Origin of the sequence: Coleofasciculus sp. FACHB-1120, assembly GCF_014698845.1 — a bacterium.
GTDB lineage: Bacteria > Cyanobacteriota > Cyanobacteriia > Cyanobacteriales > FACHB-T130 > FACHB-T130.
On the sequence record NZ_JACJTV010000007.1, the window covers coordinates 1 to 17,819 of the forward strand.

Sequence of the window (17,819 nt, forward strand, 5' to 3'; positions counted from 1 at the left end):
AAAACAACGAAATCTAGATTCTCGAAAAATTGATTGGCAATTTACTACCGCTGATGCTCGCATTAAGCTCAAGCGTCTTTACCCATCAATTCAAGCTTGACAAGGTACTACCTGTCCATGTCCATTCGATTGCTCAGTTTTAACTTTGCTCCCGCACTATCTGCCTTCTCGGTTGCAATCTCGTTGTTTCGACGTGCCGCTCGTTCGCTCAAGGAGGTTAACACCGAAGGCGACAAAAAGGAGTGGCTGTCTTTTCCGAAAGCGCGTTCGGTACCAATGCCACCTGATGCAGGTAGCAATCGATTCACCCAGCCGAGCAGAGTAGAATTAAGCCCTGGAAAGAGTGCAAATAATTTGGCACTAATTAGAGTCCAAAATGGCACAATCAGCTCTGCATCACCCCGTCGAAAGGCAGCAATGGTCTGACGAGCAACATTTTCAGCACTGGTCGAGAGGAAGGGCAAGGAATCAGCAATGCTGAACCAGGTATACTCCTTGCGGTGCTGACCTTTGAAGATACCGTGGTCTACCACGCCTGTGCGGATGAAACCGGGACAGACTGTTGTGACAGAAATCCGATCTTTTGCCAGTTCTGCCCGCATCCCTTCAGACAGCCCGGTTAAGGCAAATTTGCTGGCGCAATACGCCAACATATGCGGGGAGACCACCTTGCCACCGATGGAAGAGATATTAACGATGCGTCCAGCCTTTCGTTGACGCATTTCCGGCAGAACTGCATACGTGGTGTATAGCGGTGCCCAGAAATGCAGCTTCATCAAGTCGTCGTAGTCCTCCATCGTCAATACGTCCATTGGTGCCACAATGTCGGTGCCTGCATTGTTGATGAGGACATCAATCTGACCGAAGAGATCGCCTACCTGCTGCACCATCTGCTCAACTTGGGATTTATCGGTGACATCGCAAGGCAAAGCCAATACTTGTCCACTCTGCTGCTCTAATTCATGACGCGCTCTTTCTAACTCGCTTGCGTCGCGGCCACAAATTGCCAAACGCGCTCCTTGCTGTATCAACTGGCGTGCCATCACCAAACCCAGTCCACGAGAACCACCCGTCAGCAGCACCGTCTTGCCTGTGAGATCGTATTTATGATTTTCGCGCCACCATCTCACTACCCAAAGCACGGCGATCAAAGCGCCGACGCTCATTGCAATAAAAATAAGAGAATTCTGATTATCCATAGGAGATTTACGCTGATTCCTGCACTACTGAACTATTTGCATCTCGTTGGGATTAAATACCTCAGATGTGCCGTAGTCTCGGTATACTAAACCGCTGCGTTCACCTTGACCCCAAGAGACTTAACGCTGAATTTGTGCATCTCCACGGTAGATAGGAACCAGACAGGGGATGCAGCCTTTCAGCCATTAACATCCTCAATCCTAGAAGGCTAGACTTCTCCTCTCCTCTGACTAACGGGTTGTGATACTGAAGCGACTGCTGAGTCTAATGGGAGAAGTTAGTCTTAAGTTGGAATGTACTTGTGAATACAATTGTTGAGCTTTTGACTGGTTTAACCCACCCAAAAGCCCAGATATACCTAAAGCCCATATATCAAGTTAACCAGGAGGCAGACCAGGAATCTAAACGCTGGTAAAAAGGCTTTCAAGAAGACTAACTGCACTTCGGTGCTTGGTATCCTCGTATCGGTTACTGTGTATCAATTACTGTGTGTTCTCTGCGGTGTCTTTGTCGCCGCGTCCGAGTAGGGTGCGAGCAGCGGCCATAACTTCAGGCGCTGCCAACACTAGGGACGCGAACGTGCAAAGCGTTGCCACTTGGCAGTACTCGCAAAACGCTTTGTTCTCGCTCCACTCTTCACGAGCTAGCTCGACATTCGTCACCGCGTCTATCAGGATCTTTATACCCATTGCAATTGGTAAGATCGGGTTGCGCCTAGCGCGATCCAGACCACCAGCGGAAGCCAGCCAAGCAGTGATGGCGTAAGTAAACACCATTATTGGGCCATCGGGCGAGTTAAATTTGTCGTAAGCGTAGTTAGATGCGTCAACGCGGTCTGCATCGAAAAGCTTTTGTCCCGGAGGATCGGGTAAGTGACTAACGATCCCGGTTTGGTATAGCGTCACCAGCTGTCCCATCGAACCTCCCAGCATAGACAAGCCGATAATCGCTCGCCGACGGCTCATGTGGGGGTTTTGTCCTTTACGCAATTCCTGACTTAGTTGTTGTGGCTCCATGAAGCGCAATCCTCGATAAGGTATTAACGGTCGCATCAGCGATGCACGGAGCTTTCCACCGACGAATAGAATACATACTGCGTATTCTATTCGGCAGCGATCGCGCCCGTTGCTGATAGTCGAATAAATTCCTTACCATTTTCACGAATCGGTTTGATGCGTACCTCTTACGCTGGAGGTACTTCTTAAACGCTGCGTTTGATATGTTGTGGTATTCAAAAGTACAAACTGGCTTAATATCAGATTCCTTTTTTCCTCTCACGATTTTCCGTTGGTTTAAGCGGAGACTCCCCTAAGGTAAGAGGTTAGTTAGCAAGCAAACAACTACTATTTAAAAGATTGGAAAACTTAGAAACTTTTATAAGTATCTTTACCCACAGGGAGGGTTGATTTTATGGTGTCGTCTCAAGCTCAAGCTAAACGCATTTTATTGGTCGATGATCTAGAGGATAATGTATCCCTCCTAGAGGCGATTTTGGCGGAAGAAGGGTATGAGATTGATAGCGCTAGAAATGGTAAGTCAGCGTTAGCCAAGATAGAAGCATCGCCACCGGATTTAGTGTTGATGGATGCCATGATGCCAGGAATGGATGGTTATGAAGTAACTCGGCGGATTCGGGAAAATCCGCAACTCCCTTTTATTCCGATTCTGATGATTACGGCAAGTGAAAGTGCTAGTATCCCTCAAGGATTGGAGTTAGGAGCTAATGACTTCATTCGGAAGCCGATTGATTTTGAGGAGTTAATGGCAAGAGTTAAAGCATCTTTACGATTGAAAACCATCGTTAATCCTTCTCAATAATTTCAAAAATTATACAGTTAAAAGAAAAACCAGATAAAACCATAATTCAAGAAATTGATTCCAGGGTTTTCACTTCTAGGGGCAAGATGACGGTGAAGGTGGAGCCAACGCCAACCTGGGATACCAGCTCGATTTTGCCTTGCATTAGGTTTACCAGTTGGGCGACAATTGCCAAACCTAAGCCAGTGCTATCGGGCATGCGATCGCGAGTTCCAGCTTGAAAGAAGGGGTCAAAAACACGCGCCTGGTCTTCTAGGGCAATCCCAATTCCGGTGTCGCTTACCGCAATAAACCAATGGTTATCAGATAACGTCTGACACGTTAATTGCACACTCCCTGTCTCTGTGTAGCGAATCGCATTGCTTAGAAGATTCGTGACAATTTGCTGTAATCGCAAGGGGTCTGTCAGCACTTTTTCCGGAGCGCGTGCAGCGGAACTATCGGCGCTAGCCGAATCACAATCAATCACCATTTGTAGCTCTTTTGCAGCAGCCAAAGGCTCCAACATTTCAACTACATTGTTGATTAAAGAGCATACATCTATTAGTTCTGGGTGCAGTTCTATCTTCCCTGCGGAATACCGGGCGATTTCCAATGTATCGTTGATCAGGCGAAGTAAGTGTCTGCCATTGCGTAGCACTCGCTCAATATGTTCTAGATTGGGAAAATTGTCTTGAACTTCAACATTCTTTCGTGAAGAGCGTAAAATCAGCTCCGAGTAGCCAATAATCGAATTTAGAGGATTTTTCAGTTCGTGGGCTAGTTGAGAGAGATTATTCTGATTCGCTTTTAGCAAGCGAGTTAGTTCTTGATTGGTTAACTCTACTTGACTTTGTACCTGCTGTAGTTCTTGCAATCGCTCCTCTACATAACTTTTGAAGCATTGGGCAATGGCTTCGTCGAGGGTCGCGTCAATCACATTGTAAGCTCGCATCACTTCGGGAACGGTACCCTCTAGTAAATCTGCCTCTAGAGTGGAAAAAATTGTCTGGCGCAGTAGACGATACTCTCGCGCAATTTCTGTGGGAGAGAAACCTTGTTCAGCCCGCAGAACGCCATGATGTAAACTGTTCTGAACTATGGACTGAATATCGTTTTCCTGCGAGTGGGAAAGCACAGTTGCCATCGCCTCTAGCACATCAGGAATATGATTCCGGATAGCTGAGCCGGGTAAATCGTCAGTGCGGGAAATCTGCCTATCCGAACGGACTGCTTCAACCCAGTTTTTGGCGATCGCGTCTATTTTTTCAACGAGCAATTGGCTAAAATCCATTGTGGCAAGAGGCGTGGGGAAGAGCAGGTCAAAAACCTTCTTGCCATCATTCTACATTGAGCGATCGCGCACTTTAGTCGGTCGAGTACACTTTAAAATATTTTTTCCAAGGTTCAGCACCCCTTTCCGACCTATGTATGCAAAAGTACAAAGCTGCTTAACATTATGTCCTTTCTATAGGTAGAGGATTAAGAAAATTACTAGGTTTAGTTTAGTCTATGGCTTGTTTTGTAAATTGAACATTTTGATGTATGAATGAATATAAAACTTTTTTAAAAAAACTGTTTTATACTAATAAAGCTCCCAAAAAATGCCTTGGGAAACTTGATTAATCCTTTGAGAATATTTGGAAAGTAGATAATTTTACAAACATCCTCTAAAAAATATAGAGCCACTATCTATGTGAGTTAAACATAACTCTAAGAGTTACTTAGATTTTTGAGCTGCGTATTCCGCATTGTATTGAAATATCCCTCCCAAAATTGCTTCTGAGTTTCAACTGACAAACGAGCCACTAAAGCCTGGAATTGCAGAGAACTTGTCAGCACTTCTTCCTGAAATTTCAGAGTTTTCTCGAAGGTTTCGCGATAATTTTACGTGTTGAAACCTTTCATTGTCGGCATGTTAGAATTCCAGCTCTTGAAAATACCGCTCTGGAATTCGCTTAACTGCCTGGTAAATTGCTCAAAATTATTTGCCCAATCCATTAGTGTTACTCCTTTTACTTTTTTATTTGGATGCTGATTGTCTTATCCACCATTTTAATTAAATAATAGTTGCTAATTAGCTCTAATGGATGATTTATAAATAAAGTATTTTTTTTAAGTTTGTTGTAAATAGAGATTAAAAGGACTGTTTTTGATTTTTAGCATAAAAGCTTTGCTAAGAAATCCCTTTATGACAGTCAGATAAGCAGAGGAATATGGGTTGAGTCAGTTCCATGAAGCAATAACAACTGATAGCTTTAACTCGACTTTGTATAAATAATGAAACCTTCTTAAAACTAAGGAAATTAGCCTTAATAAACATCCCGCTTTAAGTTGGTATATCTGGACGACGTGACATTGTAAAAAATAATGAGGATGTATGCAAGAAGCCTATATTGCCTCGGCAGTACGGACGCCGCTTGGTCGGTTTGGAGGTGCCTTAGCGGGTTTTTCCCCAGTAGAATTAGGTGCCCACGCCATGCAAGCAGCGTTGGAGCGGGCGGAAGTTTCGGGGGAAGCTTTAGACCTGTCTGTATATCTTGGGTAACGTCCTCAGGGCAGGACACGGGCAGTCATTGCCCCGTCAGGCAGCTTTCAAAACTGCGATTCCCCAGACGGTGAATGGGTATGCAGTGGATATGGTGTGTTCGTCGGGAATGATGAGCGTGATGAACGCCGCCACAGCTATCCGCTCTGGCGAAGCGGAAATCGTACTTGCTGGCGGCATGGAATCCATGTCCCAGGCAGGGTTTTTCCTATCGCATCGAGCTAGATGGGGGTATAAAATGCTACTGAGTGCGCCAGAGCAACTCAGGGATATTTTACTTGAGGACGGTCTTACCGATTCCACGACCACCGAAACGATGGGAGAGCAAGCTGAGCGGCTGGCAGCAGCTTACCAAGTGACGCGGGATGACTTGGACGAAGTAGCGCTATATTCACAAGCTAGGGCAGCGATCGCAACCGAGAACGGCTGGTTCAAAAAGGAGAAGGAGATTGCACCCATAAAAATAGAGGGCAAAAAAGGTTTGCAACTCGTGGACAAAGATGAGGGAATTCGCCCCGAAACCACCTTACAGAGCCTTGCCAAGTTAAAACCTGCTTTTAGGGAAGATGGGGTGTTCACGGCTGGAAACAGCAGTCAGATATCCGATGGAGCCGCAGGTTTAGTTTTGGCAAGCAAAACGGCGGTGGAACGCTACAAACTCAAACCTATAGCTCGCATCCTTGGGGGAGCGTCGATAGGCGGAGAAACTTGGCGCTTCCCGGAAGTTCCGATTCTGGCAGTCAACAAGCTTTTAGACAAGCTCAAGATGAGAATCTACGATTTTGACTTGTTCGAGAACAACGAGGCTTTTGCTTTAAGCAGCGTCCTGTTCAACCGAAAGCTAGGCATTCCTTACGAGAAGCTGAATGTCTATGGAGGAGCGATCGCGCTGGGGCATCCCATCGGCGCTTCCGGGGCGCGAATCATCGTCACACTGCTCAACGCCTTGCAGGAGCGAAATGGACAGATGGGACTGGCATCGGTGTGTCATGGAACTGGTGGCGGGACTGCGATCGCAATTGAGCGGCTTTGATAATTGACGCTTCCAAGGCTTTTACAACGTATAGCCGTAGAATTCTTGGTTCAGTAACCCAACTCAGCTTTTCGTGGACTAAACCAAAACATCTAACTTAGGCTAGGTGGAAGAGAGCTGGATTAACGACAGAATCAAGATATTCAAGGTTTTTTTCGCTTGAAATAACCCATTTCCAGAACTAAGGTAATGGTGTTCGTTCGGGTTCTCAAAGCAAGGGGTGAACAACACCTCTAAAAGCTCTGTGAGTAATATTTGGGTAACTCGTATTGAGCTACATTACCTCTGCGGTGAAGCGGGTATCAATCAGATTATTTTCCTACAGGATAACAAAACATGGTTACAACACTAGACGATACAAAGCGGATGGCGATCGCTGAAAGATTGGCAGACTTGAAAGCCTTTCTAAATTTAATCATCTCTAACGAGCAAAAACTCATAGATTCTTGCCCTTATGAAGATGTCCGCGAGCGTCTCCAAGATATGCTTTCTGATGACCAGAAACACCTGGGCATCATAGACACTGTAATCGTTCAATACGGTATTCAATCTGAACCGAGTGCTGCAACCAAGATATTTATTCCGCAGTTTGAGCAGATGATGTCAGGTGATGAGTTTACCTATTATCAAAAACTCATTCACCACGAACTGATAAAGCATGGTCAAGCCATGAGTGGAATCATGATCCACAAAGCCGCTCAAGTTGTAGGGGCTGATATTGAACTGGCAATCGGGCCTCTCAATACCGTCAACTTCGAGGGTCGCGCTCACCAGGAACAACTCAAGGGGATGCTCGAACAGGTGGGAGTCCGCGAAATGACGGGTCAAGACGCGCATCAGGGACTCTGGGCAAGGGTGCAAGATGCAGTTGCCGCCCTATCGGGTGTAGCTGGCAGTGTGGTTACTCAAAACACTGACAAGCAAGATATGAATATCCAGACCCTTATCCGGCTGGATCATGAGAAAGTGAATACACTTTTCACTGAAGTTGGAGCGACGAAAGATCCTCAAAAGCTCCAAGAGTATTTCGGGCAAATCTACAAAGACTTATTAGCACACGCTCAAGCAGAAGAAGAAGTCGTGTACCCGAAAGTACGATCTTTCTACGGCGATGACAACACTCAAGAGCTTTACGATGAGCAAGCCGAAATGAAGCGGATGCTCGATGAAATTAAGGCGATTGACCCCAATTCAGCCGACGAGTTCCGCTCAAAAATTAAAGACCTAATGGATGCGGTTGGCGACCACATTCGCCAAGAAGAAAGCACCATGTTCGCAGCGATTGACAACAATTGCAGCGACGAGCAGAAAGAGCAAATGGCGACTGAATTTAAAGCTGCCAAGAGTAAGATTCAGCAAGAGATGTCAGCCTAATTGCAATCCTAGTCAGCATCTTGCTGTACTGAATTTGAGGGACATTGCCAGTTAAGGATCGTAGATTTATTAACTTCCAATTCCCTACGTAGGGGCGGGTTTGTGCCATGCCCCTACAGAACGCGAATTTTATCAGTTATTTAATCCACATTCCTAACCCGCGAACGTGACTTTTTATTAGCGACTACAACTGCTGACAATGCCAAAGAAAGCTGCAAACATTACATTATTGGCGCTGAGCAGCGAAGTCACTGGAATCACTAATCGAAATAGGGGTAGAAGTGACTCATGGCATCTTTGGGACTGGAAGATAAAGTTGTCTTCGTAACAGGCGGTAATCGAGGGATAGGAGCAGCGGTCGTTAGTCTGCTGGAGGAGCTGGGAGCTAAGGTTGCTTACACCCACCGCAGCGCTACCAATGGTCAGTCTGGGGCTTTGGCAATCCAAGCTGATGTAACCGACAAGGCAGCGATGGAAGCAGTAGCAGAACAGGTTGAACAGAAACTAGGGTCAATTTACGGGATTGTGGCGAATGCTGGGATTACCCAAGACAACTTTTTTCCCAAACTGACAAGCCAAGACTGGGACGCCGTAATCGACACTAACGTGAAAGGAGTCTACAACACCTTGATGCCCGTTATCCCCAAGATGTACGAGCGGAAAGAAGGCTCTGTGGTTTGCATCAGCTCGATTTCGGGGGAGCGAGGAAATATCGGTCAAACCAACTATGCCGCAACCAAGGCGGCTGTGATTGGTTTAACTAAGTCCCTCGCTTTAGAGGCGGCTCGTTATGGGGTACGAGTTAACGCTGTGTCACCGGGATTTATCGAGACTGATATGGTCAAGTCGGTGCCAGATAAGGTGAAAGAGCGCATTGTGTCCGAGATTCCGCTTCGTCGCTTCGGTAAGCCAGAGGAAGTTGCTTGGGCTGTTGCATTCCTGCTTTCGCCAATCGCTAGCAGCTACGTTACTGGCGAAGTTGTGAGAGTCAACGGCGCTCATCACACATGATTGCTCTCTATGGATTTGTGCTGTTGACGTTTCAATACTGAAAGAGCGCTCAAAGTGCCAAAGGCAAATAAACCTAATACCGATGTGGGTTCGGGGACAGAAGTAGGCGCAACAATGCTAAGGGTATTAATTGCCAAAGCCCTGTTTGGCTCAGAGATGCTAAAAACTAACCGCGAGATGTTAGCGCGATCGCTCTTGATGCCAAGAAAAAGAGCTGAATTATCCAATGCCAAGGAAGAAGTCCCAGCCGCCGACAATGCCCCCAGCAAGGTATCTGTTTCATCAAAAGCCGAGATGAAGCCTGTGAATTGTGGTGTATCGTCTACGGCGATCTGAGCGCCAGCACCAAAGACAGGCGTATCGAAGCTAATGCTCAGAGGACCTGGATTGCCAACGGCAGGAAAAGAACCTGGTATAAACCCTGTAAATAAAAGGAAATCACCACTGGCAAAGTTAGTCGGAATGCCGTTTGGTGGAGGCAAAGTCTGAAAGACAAATGGTGGGGTAAAATTAGCCCCTGCCGAGGGAATGTCAACAAAAAGCCCTAGTCCTTCTTCAGAAGTTGTTGCGAAGGAATTCGGTAAAAAGTTGAAAGGGTTCGTTGGACCCAAACTAGACCAATCTATTTGGTCATTGCCTCCTAAAGCTGTCCGCTCGGTGACTAATGCGATCGCTTGAACGGGTGATGGGAAGCTTAATACTACAGCAGTCAACGCTACTCCAGCAACCGTAGACAAATCTCTGACTGAAAGGCTCCGAAGTCGTGTTTTCATAACCCAATTTCTGATAGCAAATTCTCTTAGATTAACTTAATTACTTACGCTTTGCTAATTTTTCGCAATGTTTTAAAAATTGTAGATAAATCAGACTTTAAAAGCTTTCTCTTTCTGTGTTGATTTCTTTTTGAGTTTTCCTGATAGTGCTGCTGTACTCCCTATGCCGAGAGCTAAAAGTCCCAAGGTGAAGTCTGGTTCGGGTATAGAGTTAGAGTTAATTGGGCGATACTCGATCTTCGTGCCGACCAGCAAATTACCTTGTGCATTGAATATCTGATCTAAGGCATCAATGCCGCTGTTTGAGATAGCTACCAGGGAAACTACCTTGCCACCAGAACTTGTTGGACAACCATTTGGAGCGTTAGTTGCTGTATAGCGCTTTGGTTCCCATATCAGAAAAAGGTCACAGCTTGTCGCAACTATATTGTTAATGTTAACGATTCGTTGCGGTTCAGGTTTATTGCATAAACCACTTAAAATATCTCTATTGACAAAGCTACGAACGCTGAGATTTACTGCCGAATTTCCAGGGTTAAAGGAATAAAAGCTCTGACGCGCGAAAGCAGAACTTTTTTGTTCAAGATAAACGTTCTGTGTGGCATCGACCGGGTTGGCATCAGCTAGTTGAACCCCACAATTGGACATAGAAATAAATGGAACAGAAGGGTTGCCAGCCACTTGTTGTGCATTGTTGAAAAAACCAGTGAACCACTGCGCTACCTGATTAACCTGTTCCTCAAGTGGTGGAGCAATGGTAGCAGCACGACTTGCTGGGGCAAATGTTAATGTTGAAAATAAAACTGTCAAAGTATAGGCTTGTAGTTTATTCATAGCAAGAGTGGACTAAAGAATCTAATCCTTTTGTCAAAAGGTGGTTTTCATAAAAGTTATCTGAATTTATTTTGGTGGTTTCTTTCTAGTCATCCTCCTAAAGACAGGTTTTACTAAAGATGGATTTTAGTGTTGAGTTATCCAAGCGTTAAGATAAAGCGATCGCAATTATGTTATCTAGCTTGATTACGTCTAGCGAAACTCCCCCTCCTTCAGATATGTGGAGTTTCAATAAAAGACTATGCTAATTGTCGAATCATCTAAAGCTTTTAGATTTGACAGCATCAAGTGTTTCTCGACTCTCTAGGGCAGTTACCGATGCCAACTCTTGTGGTGTGGGGGACGGAAGCATTTGGTTCTCCCAAAAGAGCAAGCTCACGACGCGGTTAGCCGCCTCAAGCAAGGACACCTTGCCTTAATCCCCGACTGCTTGCTGTCACCTACCCCATGTCGAACGCCCGGAAATTTTTAGTGCCCAGTTGAGCCAGTTTCTCCCTGGAGTTGCTGCTTAGAGAACTGTCAACCCTGCGGCTGATGTAGGCACCCTTGCTCTGGCTTATTTATTGGGTAGAAGTTGAACTCGTAGATTTCAATTAAATCCAGCATTTCTAGATTGACTTCACCTCCAGAGGTGAAGAATTTGTCCTGAGGACTCGAAGGAGTAGTATTGATGCAACTGAAGCCAATCAATCAGCAGGTCGTTGCCGTCGTTGGGGTTTCCAGCGGCATCGGGCGGGAGACAGCCCTCCAGTTTGCCAAGAGAGGCGCAAAGGTGGTCGTTTCCGCTCGCAGTGAATCGAAGCTAGCATCCTTGGTGGAAGAGATTCAAAGCTTTGGCGGTGAGGCAACTGCTATCGTCGCTGATGTGACGGTATTCGAGCAGGTGAAAGCGATCGCAGACCGTACTGTAGAGGTTTACGGGCGACTCGATACGTGGGTGCATTGCCCCGCTATTGCCGTCTATGCAACTTTCGACAACACAACACCAGAAGAGTTCAAGCGCGTCATTGATGTCGGACTGATCGGGCAGGCATACGGTGCGATGGCAGCACTCCCCCATCTAAAGCGTGAGGGGCGAGGGGCGCTGATCCATATGTCTTCAGTCTTGGGCAGGCGCAGTCTCCCGCTTCAGAGTTCCTACTGCACGGCAAAGCACGGTATGGAGGGATTCATCGAAGCCCTGCGTGTCGAACTGCAACATGAGAAAATACCTATCAGCGTCACGAGTGTCAAACCCGCCGCTGTCAACACACCTCTGTACAACAATGCGCTCACCAGGCTAGGTGTGAAGCCAGCCAGCCTACCGCCTTTCTACGAACCCAGCTTGGTCGCTGACGCGGTTCTCTACGTTGCCGAACATCCAACTCGTGACTTCCTGGTTGGGGATGCGGCTAGAACGCTAGATTTGCTTCAACGGCTTTCGCCGGGACTGGTAGATGCCATATTGCAACGGGTCGCTTTCAAACTCCAGCGCACCGATGAGCCAAAGTCAGACGATGCGCCAAACAATCTTTATGAATCTATCCCAGCCAATGACAAGGTTAAGGGAGATTTTAGCAACTTAGCGATACCGAGCGTTACCGACTGGCTGGATAAAAATCCCGTTGTCAAGTGGGGTGCCTTAGCAGGTGTTGTCGCACTGGGAGCGGCTCTGTTAACCCTGCCAACAGAAGTCACTCTCCCTCACTAGCTGCTGTTGAGCTTTCGGCATCTTCAGTCTCTTCCTGATAGTCCATTGCTTCTGCTTCTTCCGACAGCGGCGAAATAATTAGCGGGTTGCTTGCCGAATCGCCTAGATTAACATAGGCATCTGGAGCTGGCATCGATGGTGTATCTGGTGTATCAATGTTTCCAGTGATTTCTAGGTCTTCTATTGGTCTGGTGTCGGGATCTGGGGTTGCCATAAACTGCTCTTAGTAGGATTAATTTAGATTGATAATTTTTTTCTGGGAGTTCCCTGATTGCAAGGGTTCACTCGAATCTTTGACCCAGCAATCGGTGTGAATCTGACGGAAAATGCGATCGCGCTCCACACAATACTCAATGCTCCGGATAATCTTCCGCAGACATGGGGTCTAACTCCCATCGACCAGCGTCCCGTGACTCCAAAATATCGTTTGTCTGAAGAGATACGCCGTCGTCATAATCCAGCCCTACAGCAACTCCGAGTTCTTGAACAACATTCTGATCGGGAGTCGCAACAGTTCCCCCTACTGCTTCGTCACCAACTGCTTCCGCCTGATCCCAACGAGCATCAATATCACCGCCGGTTAGTTCTGGGCCAGCCGACGTATACTGCTCCATGCGATCGCGCATGGTTCGTCCGCCGGTTTCTAGCCCCGGCTCCTGGGCAACGCCCGTTCCATAGGATTCAGTAATTTCCTGGGGTAAATCTGAAATAATGGGTTCGCCAGTATCTTCTACGGGTATATCTGAAACCAAATCAGTATCTTCGATGGGTACATCTGAAAGATTGCCTTGATCCCTTATCTTGGTTTCCTTGTCTGCTTTTCTATTCTTATCAGCCATAATGCTTTGTGTGAATCCTGCGAATGCCTATAAATGCAACATATCTAAAGATGAGATTCCCTAGAATCCACAAATAGGATGAAAATTTATTAATTTCCTGAATAAAAAACTCAATTTCTAGCGTCAGCTAAAGTTCTTTATATCTACGAACACTTACTAGCGTAATAATAAACCCTGCTTTGGGTAGAAATTGGCTGAAACCATAGTAATTATTCTCTTTAAAAGCGCACAAATTGGCTTAAATAGTTATAAATAGATTCAGCAAGCGATCGCATCTTCCAATATACTCCTTTTAACTGATGAGTAAAGATGCAAGCTTCTAATTTTTGATTTTCACAAGATTTAGGGTGCTTTTACTCATGCTTAACTCCAACGTTCATTTCGATAAGGAAAGTCATACATGACAAAAGCCTCACCTTCAATACCTTATTGCTTGGGATATTTAACCTGGGAATATTAATTGAAAATTAAAGCAGAAAAACAGGTTTGGTTTATGAGTTAAACGAGAGATAAGCTGCTATTTCACAGAGTATTGAATTGAAATTGGTTGACTCGCACAAGAAGATAACTGGTGAAGACATAGAAGGGAGGGGATTTATTTATCCGGTAAGTGGGGAAAGGTGTCAATCCTGGAGCTGATGCAGGCTCGGTTATTCTGATGTAATTATTGAAAAATTGATTTTGTAAATTGCAATTAGACCAAATGTTCTAGAAAAGCTTTACCTTCAGAGGTAAAGTTTTGGCATAAAAACTTTAAGGAGTAGCATTAATGCAACTAAAACCAATCAATCAGCAGGTTGTTGCCGTCGTTGGGGCAAGTAGCGGCATCGGGCGCGAGACAGCTGTTCAATTTGCCAAGAAAGGGGCAAAGTTAGTTGTCTCAGCTCGTAGTGAGTCGAAGCTAGCGTCTTTGATGGACGAGATTCGTAGCCTTGGTGGTGAAGCAACGGCTGTGGTAGCTGATGTGAGTGTCTTCGAGCAGGTCAAAGCGATCGCAGATCGTACCGTAGAGGTGTACAGGCGGCTCGATACATGGGTACACGTCCCTGCTGTCGGCATCTTTGCCACCTTCGACAACACCACACCAGAAGAGTTTAAGCGCGTCATTGACGTTAGCTTGATGGGGCAGGTATACGGTGCAATGGCGGCGCTACCCCATCTCAAGCGAGAGGGACGGGGGGCGCTAATCCACATTTCTTCAATGGAGGGCGTGCGAAGTCTCCCTTATCAAAGTGCATAATCCGCAGCCAAGCATGGGATCGAGGGATTCTTGGAAGCAATGCGCGTCGAGTTGCAACATGAGGGCATCCCCATCAGCGTGACGAGTGTCAAAGCAGCGGTCATTAATACACCTTTTTGGAACAATGGTCTCACCAAGCTAGGCGTGAAGCCGTCAGGGATACCGCCCTACTACGACCCCAGGCTGGTCGCTGATGCGATCCTCTACGTTGCCGAACATCCAACTCGTGATTACTTGGTTGGGGATGCGGCTAGAGCGCTAGATGCGCTACAGCGGCTCTCGCCGGAACTGGCGGATGCCTTGTTGCTGCTTATCGGCTTCCAAGCCCAACGCACTAATGAGCCGAAGTCCCCAGAAGATCGCAACAACCTTTATGAGCCTGTCCCCGACGATACTAGAGTGGAGGGAGATTTTACCAATCTGGTGATACCGAGCGTTACTGACTGGCTGGCTAAGAATCCGGCTCTCCAATTGGGCGCAATTGCCAGTACCGCTGCCTTAGCTTTCCTGGCAACACAAGTTTTCAAAAACGAAGAGTGAATGGAGTGTGGTGTCGATCGGGTTGTGAAGGTCTGTAAGGGCATGAAACCCATGCCCCTACTTCTCCATTCAACGTTAACCAGTAATTGACTTTTTAAGGATTCACCTCACTTAAGCGCGAGGTGATAAACCGATCCATCCACTTCGCTAAATAAGCTTGATTCGCTGCTTGCTCAGATGGATTGGTCGTGTCAATGGGGTGGGGTGCCAGTCCCAAAATTGCGGCAGTCGTCACGCAAAACATCGACTTTTGGAAACTGATGCAAATTTGCACCCGCAAATCATCTTCCCCCCGACGGCTGCGACGATAAAACTCGTGCAGATATTCGGGTATAAAATGACGCATATCTTGCATCAGCTGCGTGGGTGGAATTCCAGCACCGCCAATCGGCAACGGATCGGCATAGAGAGCGCCGTATTCAAATCTACCTTGATCTGGAGAAATTTGCTGAGCCTGGGCATTATAGGAAACCGTTCCTAAGAAAGGTGTCCCTCTAAAGAAAATCGTTTCCACATAGGGCACAGCGACATCGGGCAAAAAGGTTAACCCTGCTGATTTGGGAATGATGTCATAAACTTTGTCTTTGATTTTTACTGAGTAAGTAATCGGCAAAGCCGCCGCTGCGACCAAACCCGCCAGGATATGTCCTACCACATCAGGGATGGATTTGATTTCTCCCCGGTCATAGCGGTCAGATAAGTTGAGAAACATTTCGCTCATCACCTCCCAAAATTGACCGAGAGCGCTGTAATAAACTTGCTGACGAACTTGTTCGAGCAAAAACTCTGGAAACAGTTTGTCCAAACCTCTAATCGGCAAGTTTGTTTTAGTTTTGGCTTCGATTGCGGCTCTCGCGTGCTGGTAGAAATCCGGTGAATCTAGGTAAGCATCCATACTACCGCCACCGTGCCAGAGCATTACCTTCATCACGTACTCGGCGTACTCATAATTAATCCGGTCGTGCCACCAATGGCGCAGCAACTTCTGGAAAGTAATCTCGCCATTGAAGTACTTAAAGAAGGGAAACAGCACTAAGAATTGATGATCGGCAATGTAGAGGAGATTTTTATAATAAGCATCCAGCACTATGCCGTAGCTTTTGAGAATGCCGACAACTTCCATGACATTTTCTGGCGTATCGGCGAGTAAAGCCTCTCCAGATTGCAGCCGGTTAATATACGCGGCTAGAGGGTGAGTTGAATATTTTAAAGCGGTGCTTGGCATGAGACTTATTCGTAACCGTAAAATGTGTATGAAAAATTAAAAGAGGAAATATTTTCAGAACTGCCTAGTGGTTTACCTCTCCCCTGACTCCTTCCCTAGGAGGGGAGAGGAGTCATTTTCCGCTTCCCTTGTCGGGAAGAAGGTTGGGGGACTTGTTCTAAGGTTCGGTTTTGATATCCACCGATTTAGCGATCGGAGAAACTTCCGCGACGATACTCGATCTGTCGAGCATTGTTGTCATCGTAGATTCACTCCAACGCACCATCCAGTTAGGCTGTATTCCCAGGATGACAATCAGAACTGCTAAAAGCATCGACGGGTAGCGATCGCTCCACTGCACGGGTGGCAAATTCATAGCTTTTTCAGACAACCGTCCGAAAAAGGCACGGTTCACCAAAAGCAAGAAGTACACGGCGGTTAAGCCGGTTCCTACTAGACACAGGAGGGTTTGAACCGGAAACACCGGGAAACTGCCCCGGAATACCAAAAATTCTGAAATAAAACCTACCATGCCGGGAATCCCGGAACTTGCCATGACCCCGACTATCATCAAGCTACCAATCAGGGGCAAGCCCCGCTCTGGATTGAGCAAACCCTTGAGAGCTTCTATATCGCGGGTGCCTGTCTTGTTGTAAACGACGCCTACCAGCAAAAACAGGAGCGATGAAATTAAGCCGTGGGCGATCATTTGGAAGACGGCTCCCATCAGGCTCACAGGGGTAGCGGCGGCTGCTGCTAACAAGATGTAACTCATGTGAGCAATGGAGCTATAAGCCACCATTTTTTTCATATCTTTTTGAGCGATCGCATTGAATGCACCATACAACGCGCTCACAACCGCCCAAGTCGCCAACCAAGGTGCCACAACCGCCCACGCTTCGGGAAACAAACCCAACCCAAACCGCAGTAACCCATAGGTTCCTAGCTTCAACAACACACCAGCTAACAGGACGGAAACGGGCGTTGAGGCTTCTACGTGAGCATCCGGCAACCAGGTGTGGAAGGGAACTAAAGGAATTTTGATGCCAAAACCTATCAAAATTCCTGCTAACAACAGAAATTGTGTCCCTAATGGTAGGGACAGGGCATACAATTTTTCAAATTCAAACGTCGAGGCACCACTGAGCAGAACTAGCCCAAAGAAAGATGCCAAAATTAGAATTCCGGAGATTGCTGTATAAATAAGAAACTTGGTAGCTGCGTAGCCTCGCCGTTGTCCTCCCCAGATACCAATCAACAGATACAGCGGAATCAGTTCTACCTCATAAAACAGGAAAAACAACAGCAAATCCTGCGCTAAAAAGGCACCAGAGACAGCCCCGTTCAACAATAAAATTAGAGCGTAATAGAACCGAGGTCTCTGAATAGAGTTATTCGTGCTGTAAAGCGCTATTCCTGTTAAAAGACTATTTAAAACCAGCAAAGGCAAAGACAAGCCATCCACGCCAAGATGATAGGTCAATCCTAAGGCGTCAATCCAAGGCAGGAACTCAGAAAACTGTAAACGTCCATCTGTATATTGAAACTGACTGACGAGGAAAATAGACCAGATAAAGACACCACTAATCACTGCCAGAGCCACTTTCCGGGAGACTTGGGGGTTCATCGTTCCGGGCAGAAACCCGATTATCGCAGCGCCTAATACCGGCAACCAAATCAAAGCACTGAGCATACTAGGGAACTGGTAATTTGTGATTTGTAATTTGTAATTTGTA

The 17,819-nt window shown here is 46.5% G+C and carries 13 protein-coding genes and 2 pseudogenes; 6 read left to right on the forward strand and 9 right to left on the reverse strand.

Annotated features, from left to right (window positions below; genetic code table 11):
* Nucleotides 1-107: 107 nt before the first annotated feature.
* Nucleotides 108-1,166, reverse strand: coding sequence for an SDR family NAD(P)-dependent oxidoreductase (locus tag H6H02_RS09080; RefSeq protein WP_199329078.1), 1,059 nt, complete (start codon nt 1,164-1,166; stop codon nt 108-110).
* Between the two features lie 516 nt (nt 1,167-1,682).
* Nucleotides 1,683-2,216, reverse strand: coding sequence for a vitamin K epoxide reductase family protein (locus tag H6H02_RS09085; protein ID WP_190639221.1), 534 nt, complete (start codon nt 2,214-2,216; stop codon nt 1,683-1,685).
* A 394-nt stretch (nt 2,217-2,610) separates the two neighbouring features.
* Here H6H02_RS09085 and H6H02_RS09090 point away from each other — a divergent pair, with 394 nt between their 5' ends.
* Complete coding sequence (locus tag H6H02_RS09090) at nt 2,611-3,018, forward strand: response regulator (protein WP_190816799.1); 408 nt, start codon at nt 2,611-2,613, stop codon at nt 3,016-3,018.
* A 46-nt stretch (nt 3,019-3,064) separates the two neighbouring features.
* Here H6H02_RS09090 and H6H02_RS09095 read toward each other — a convergent pair whose 3' ends face one another.
* Nucleotides 3,065-4,291 carry a sensor histidine kinase gene (locus H6H02_RS09095; RefSeq protein ID WP_190816801.1) on the reverse strand — a complete coding sequence of 409 codons (1,227 nt, stop codon included), beginning with the start codon at nt 4,289-4,291 and terminating at the stop codon, nt 3,065-3,067.
* Between the two features lie 1,086 nt (nt 4,292-5,377).
* On the opposite strand from H6H02_RS09095, the pseudogene H6H02_RS09100 reads away from it, so the two are divergent.
* From H6H02_RS09100 to phaB, 3 genes and pseudogenes are all read left to right on the forward strand, one after another.
* A pseudogene (locus tag H6H02_RS09100) lies at nt 5,378-6,578 on the forward strand (thiolase family protein).
* A 336-nt stretch (nt 6,579-6,914) separates the two neighbouring features.
* The gene (locus H6H02_RS09105) at nt 6,915-7,952 is read left to right on the forward strand and encodes a hemerythrin domain-containing protein (protein WP_190816803.1); all 1,038 of its coding nucleotides are present in this window, start codon (nt 6,915-6,917) and stop codon (nt 7,950-7,952) included.
* 288 nt (nt 7,953-8,240) lie between these two features.
* Nucleotides 8,241-8,963 carry an acetoacetyl-CoA reductase PhaB gene (gene phaB / locus H6H02_RS09110; protein ID WP_190816806.1) on the forward strand — a complete coding sequence of 241 codons (723 nt, stop codon included), beginning with the start codon at nt 8,241-8,243 and terminating at the stop codon, nt 8,961-8,963.
* Here the strand turns inward: phaB and H6H02_RS09115 are convergent.
* Both H6H02_RS09115 and H6H02_RS09120 read right to left on the reverse strand, forming a co-directional pair.
* Nucleotides 8,954-9,736, reverse strand: a complete 783-nt coding sequence (locus H6H02_RS09115) for a PEP-CTERM sorting domain-containing protein (RefSeq protein ID WP_190816808.1) — start codon at nt 9,734-9,736, stop codon at nt 8,954-8,956. The genes phaB and H6H02_RS09115 overlap by 10 nt on opposite strands.
* 90 nt (nt 9,737-9,826) lie before the next feature.
* Complete coding sequence (locus H6H02_RS09120; RefSeq protein ID WP_190816810.1) at nt 9,827-10,570, reverse strand: chromophore lyase CpcT/CpeT; 744 nt, start codon at nt 10,568-10,570, stop codon at nt 9,827-9,829.
* 670 nt (nt 10,571-11,240) lie between these two features.
* On the opposite strand from H6H02_RS09120, the gene H6H02_RS09125 reads away from it, so the two are divergent.
* A complete protein-coding gene (locus tag H6H02_RS09125) occupies nt 11,241-12,260 on the forward strand; it encodes an SDR family oxidoreductase (RefSeq protein ID WP_190816812.1) in 1,020 nt (339 codons plus the stop codon).
* On the opposite strand, the gene H6H02_RS09130 is transcribed toward H6H02_RS09125, so the two are convergent.
* Entirely contained in the window at nt 12,244-12,474 is a 231-nt protein-coding gene (locus H6H02_RS09130; protein WP_190816815.1) for a hypothetical protein, read from the reverse strand. The genes H6H02_RS09125 and H6H02_RS09130 overlap by 17 nt on opposite strands.
* A 136-nt stretch (nt 12,475-12,610) precedes the next feature.
* On the reverse strand, nt 12,611-13,099 hold the full coding sequence (locus tag H6H02_RS09135) for a DUF6335 family protein (RefSeq protein ID WP_242040636.1): 489 nt from the start codon (nt 13,097-13,099) through the stop codon (nt 12,611-12,613).
* Nucleotides 13,100-13,868: 769 nt separating this feature from the next.
* Here H6H02_RS09135 and H6H02_RS27865 point away from each other — a divergent pair.
* Nucleotides 13,869-14,879: pseudogene (locus H6H02_RS27865) on the forward strand (SDR family oxidoreductase).
* Between the two features lie 94 nt (nt 14,880-14,973).
* Here H6H02_RS27865 and H6H02_RS09145 read toward each other — a convergent pair.
* Nucleotides 14,974-16,104, reverse strand: a complete 1,131-nt coding sequence (locus H6H02_RS09145) for a CO2 hydration protein (protein WP_190816817.1) — start codon at nt 16,102-16,104, stop codon at nt 14,974-14,976.
* A 157-nt stretch (nt 16,105-16,261) separates the two neighbouring features.
* Nucleotides 16,262-17,776 (reverse strand): NADH-quinone oxidoreductase subunit M, encoded by a 1,515-nt coding sequence (locus H6H02_RS09150; RefSeq protein WP_190816819.1) that lies wholly within the window; start codon nt 17,774-17,776, stop codon nt 16,262-16,264.
* Nucleotides 17,777-17,819: the final 43 nt, after the last annotated feature.

Coding starts and splice junctions, on each gene's coding strand:
- H6H02_RS09080 (WP_199329078.1), bottom strand. CDS start 1,166: ATGAGCGTCGGCGCTTTGATCGCCGTGCTTTGGGTAGTGAGATGGTGG.
- H6H02_RS09125 (WP_190816812.1), top strand. CDS start 11,241: ATGCAACTGAAGCCAATCAATCAGCAGGTCGTTGCCGTCGTTGGGGTT.
- phaB (WP_190816806.1), top strand. CDS start 8,241: ATGGCATCTTTGGGACTGGAAGATAAAGTTGTCTTCGTAACAGGCGGT.
- H6H02_RS09145 (WP_190816817.1), bottom strand. CDS start 16,104: ATGCCAAGCACCGCTTTAAAATATTCAACTCACCCTCTAGCCGCGTAT.
- H6H02_RS09115 (WP_190816808.1), bottom strand. CDS start 9,736: ATGAAAACACGACTTCGGAGCCTTTCAGTCAGAGATTTGTCTACGGTT.
- H6H02_RS09095 (WP_190816801.1), bottom strand. CDS start 4,291: ATGGATTTTAGCCAATTGCTCGTTGAAAAAATAGACGCGATCGCCAAA.
- H6H02_RS09090 (WP_190816799.1), top strand. CDS start 2,611: ATGGTGTCGTCTCAAGCTCAAGCTAAACGCATTTTATTGGTCGATGAT.
- H6H02_RS09105 (WP_190816803.1), top strand. CDS start 6,915: ATGGTTACAACACTAGACGATACAAAGCGGATGGCGATCGCTGAAAGA.
- H6H02_RS09150 (WP_190816819.1), bottom strand. CDS start 17,776: ATGCTCAGTGCTTTGATTTGGTTGCCGGTATTAGGCGCTGCGATAATC.
- H6H02_RS09135 (WP_242040636.1), bottom strand. CDS start 13,099: ATGGCTGATAAGAATAGAAAAGCAGACAAGGAAACCAAGATAAGGGAT.
- H6H02_RS09130 (WP_190816815.1), bottom strand. CDS start 12,474: ATGGCAACCCCAGATCCCGACACCAGACCAATAGAAGACCTAGAAATC.
- H6H02_RS09120 (WP_190816810.1), bottom strand. CDS start 10,570: ATGAATAAACTACAAGCCTATACTTTGACAGTTTTATTTTCAACATTA.
- H6H02_RS09085 (WP_190639221.1), bottom strand. CDS start 2,216: ATGGAGCCACAACAACTAAGTCAGGAATTGCGTAAAGGACAAAACCCC.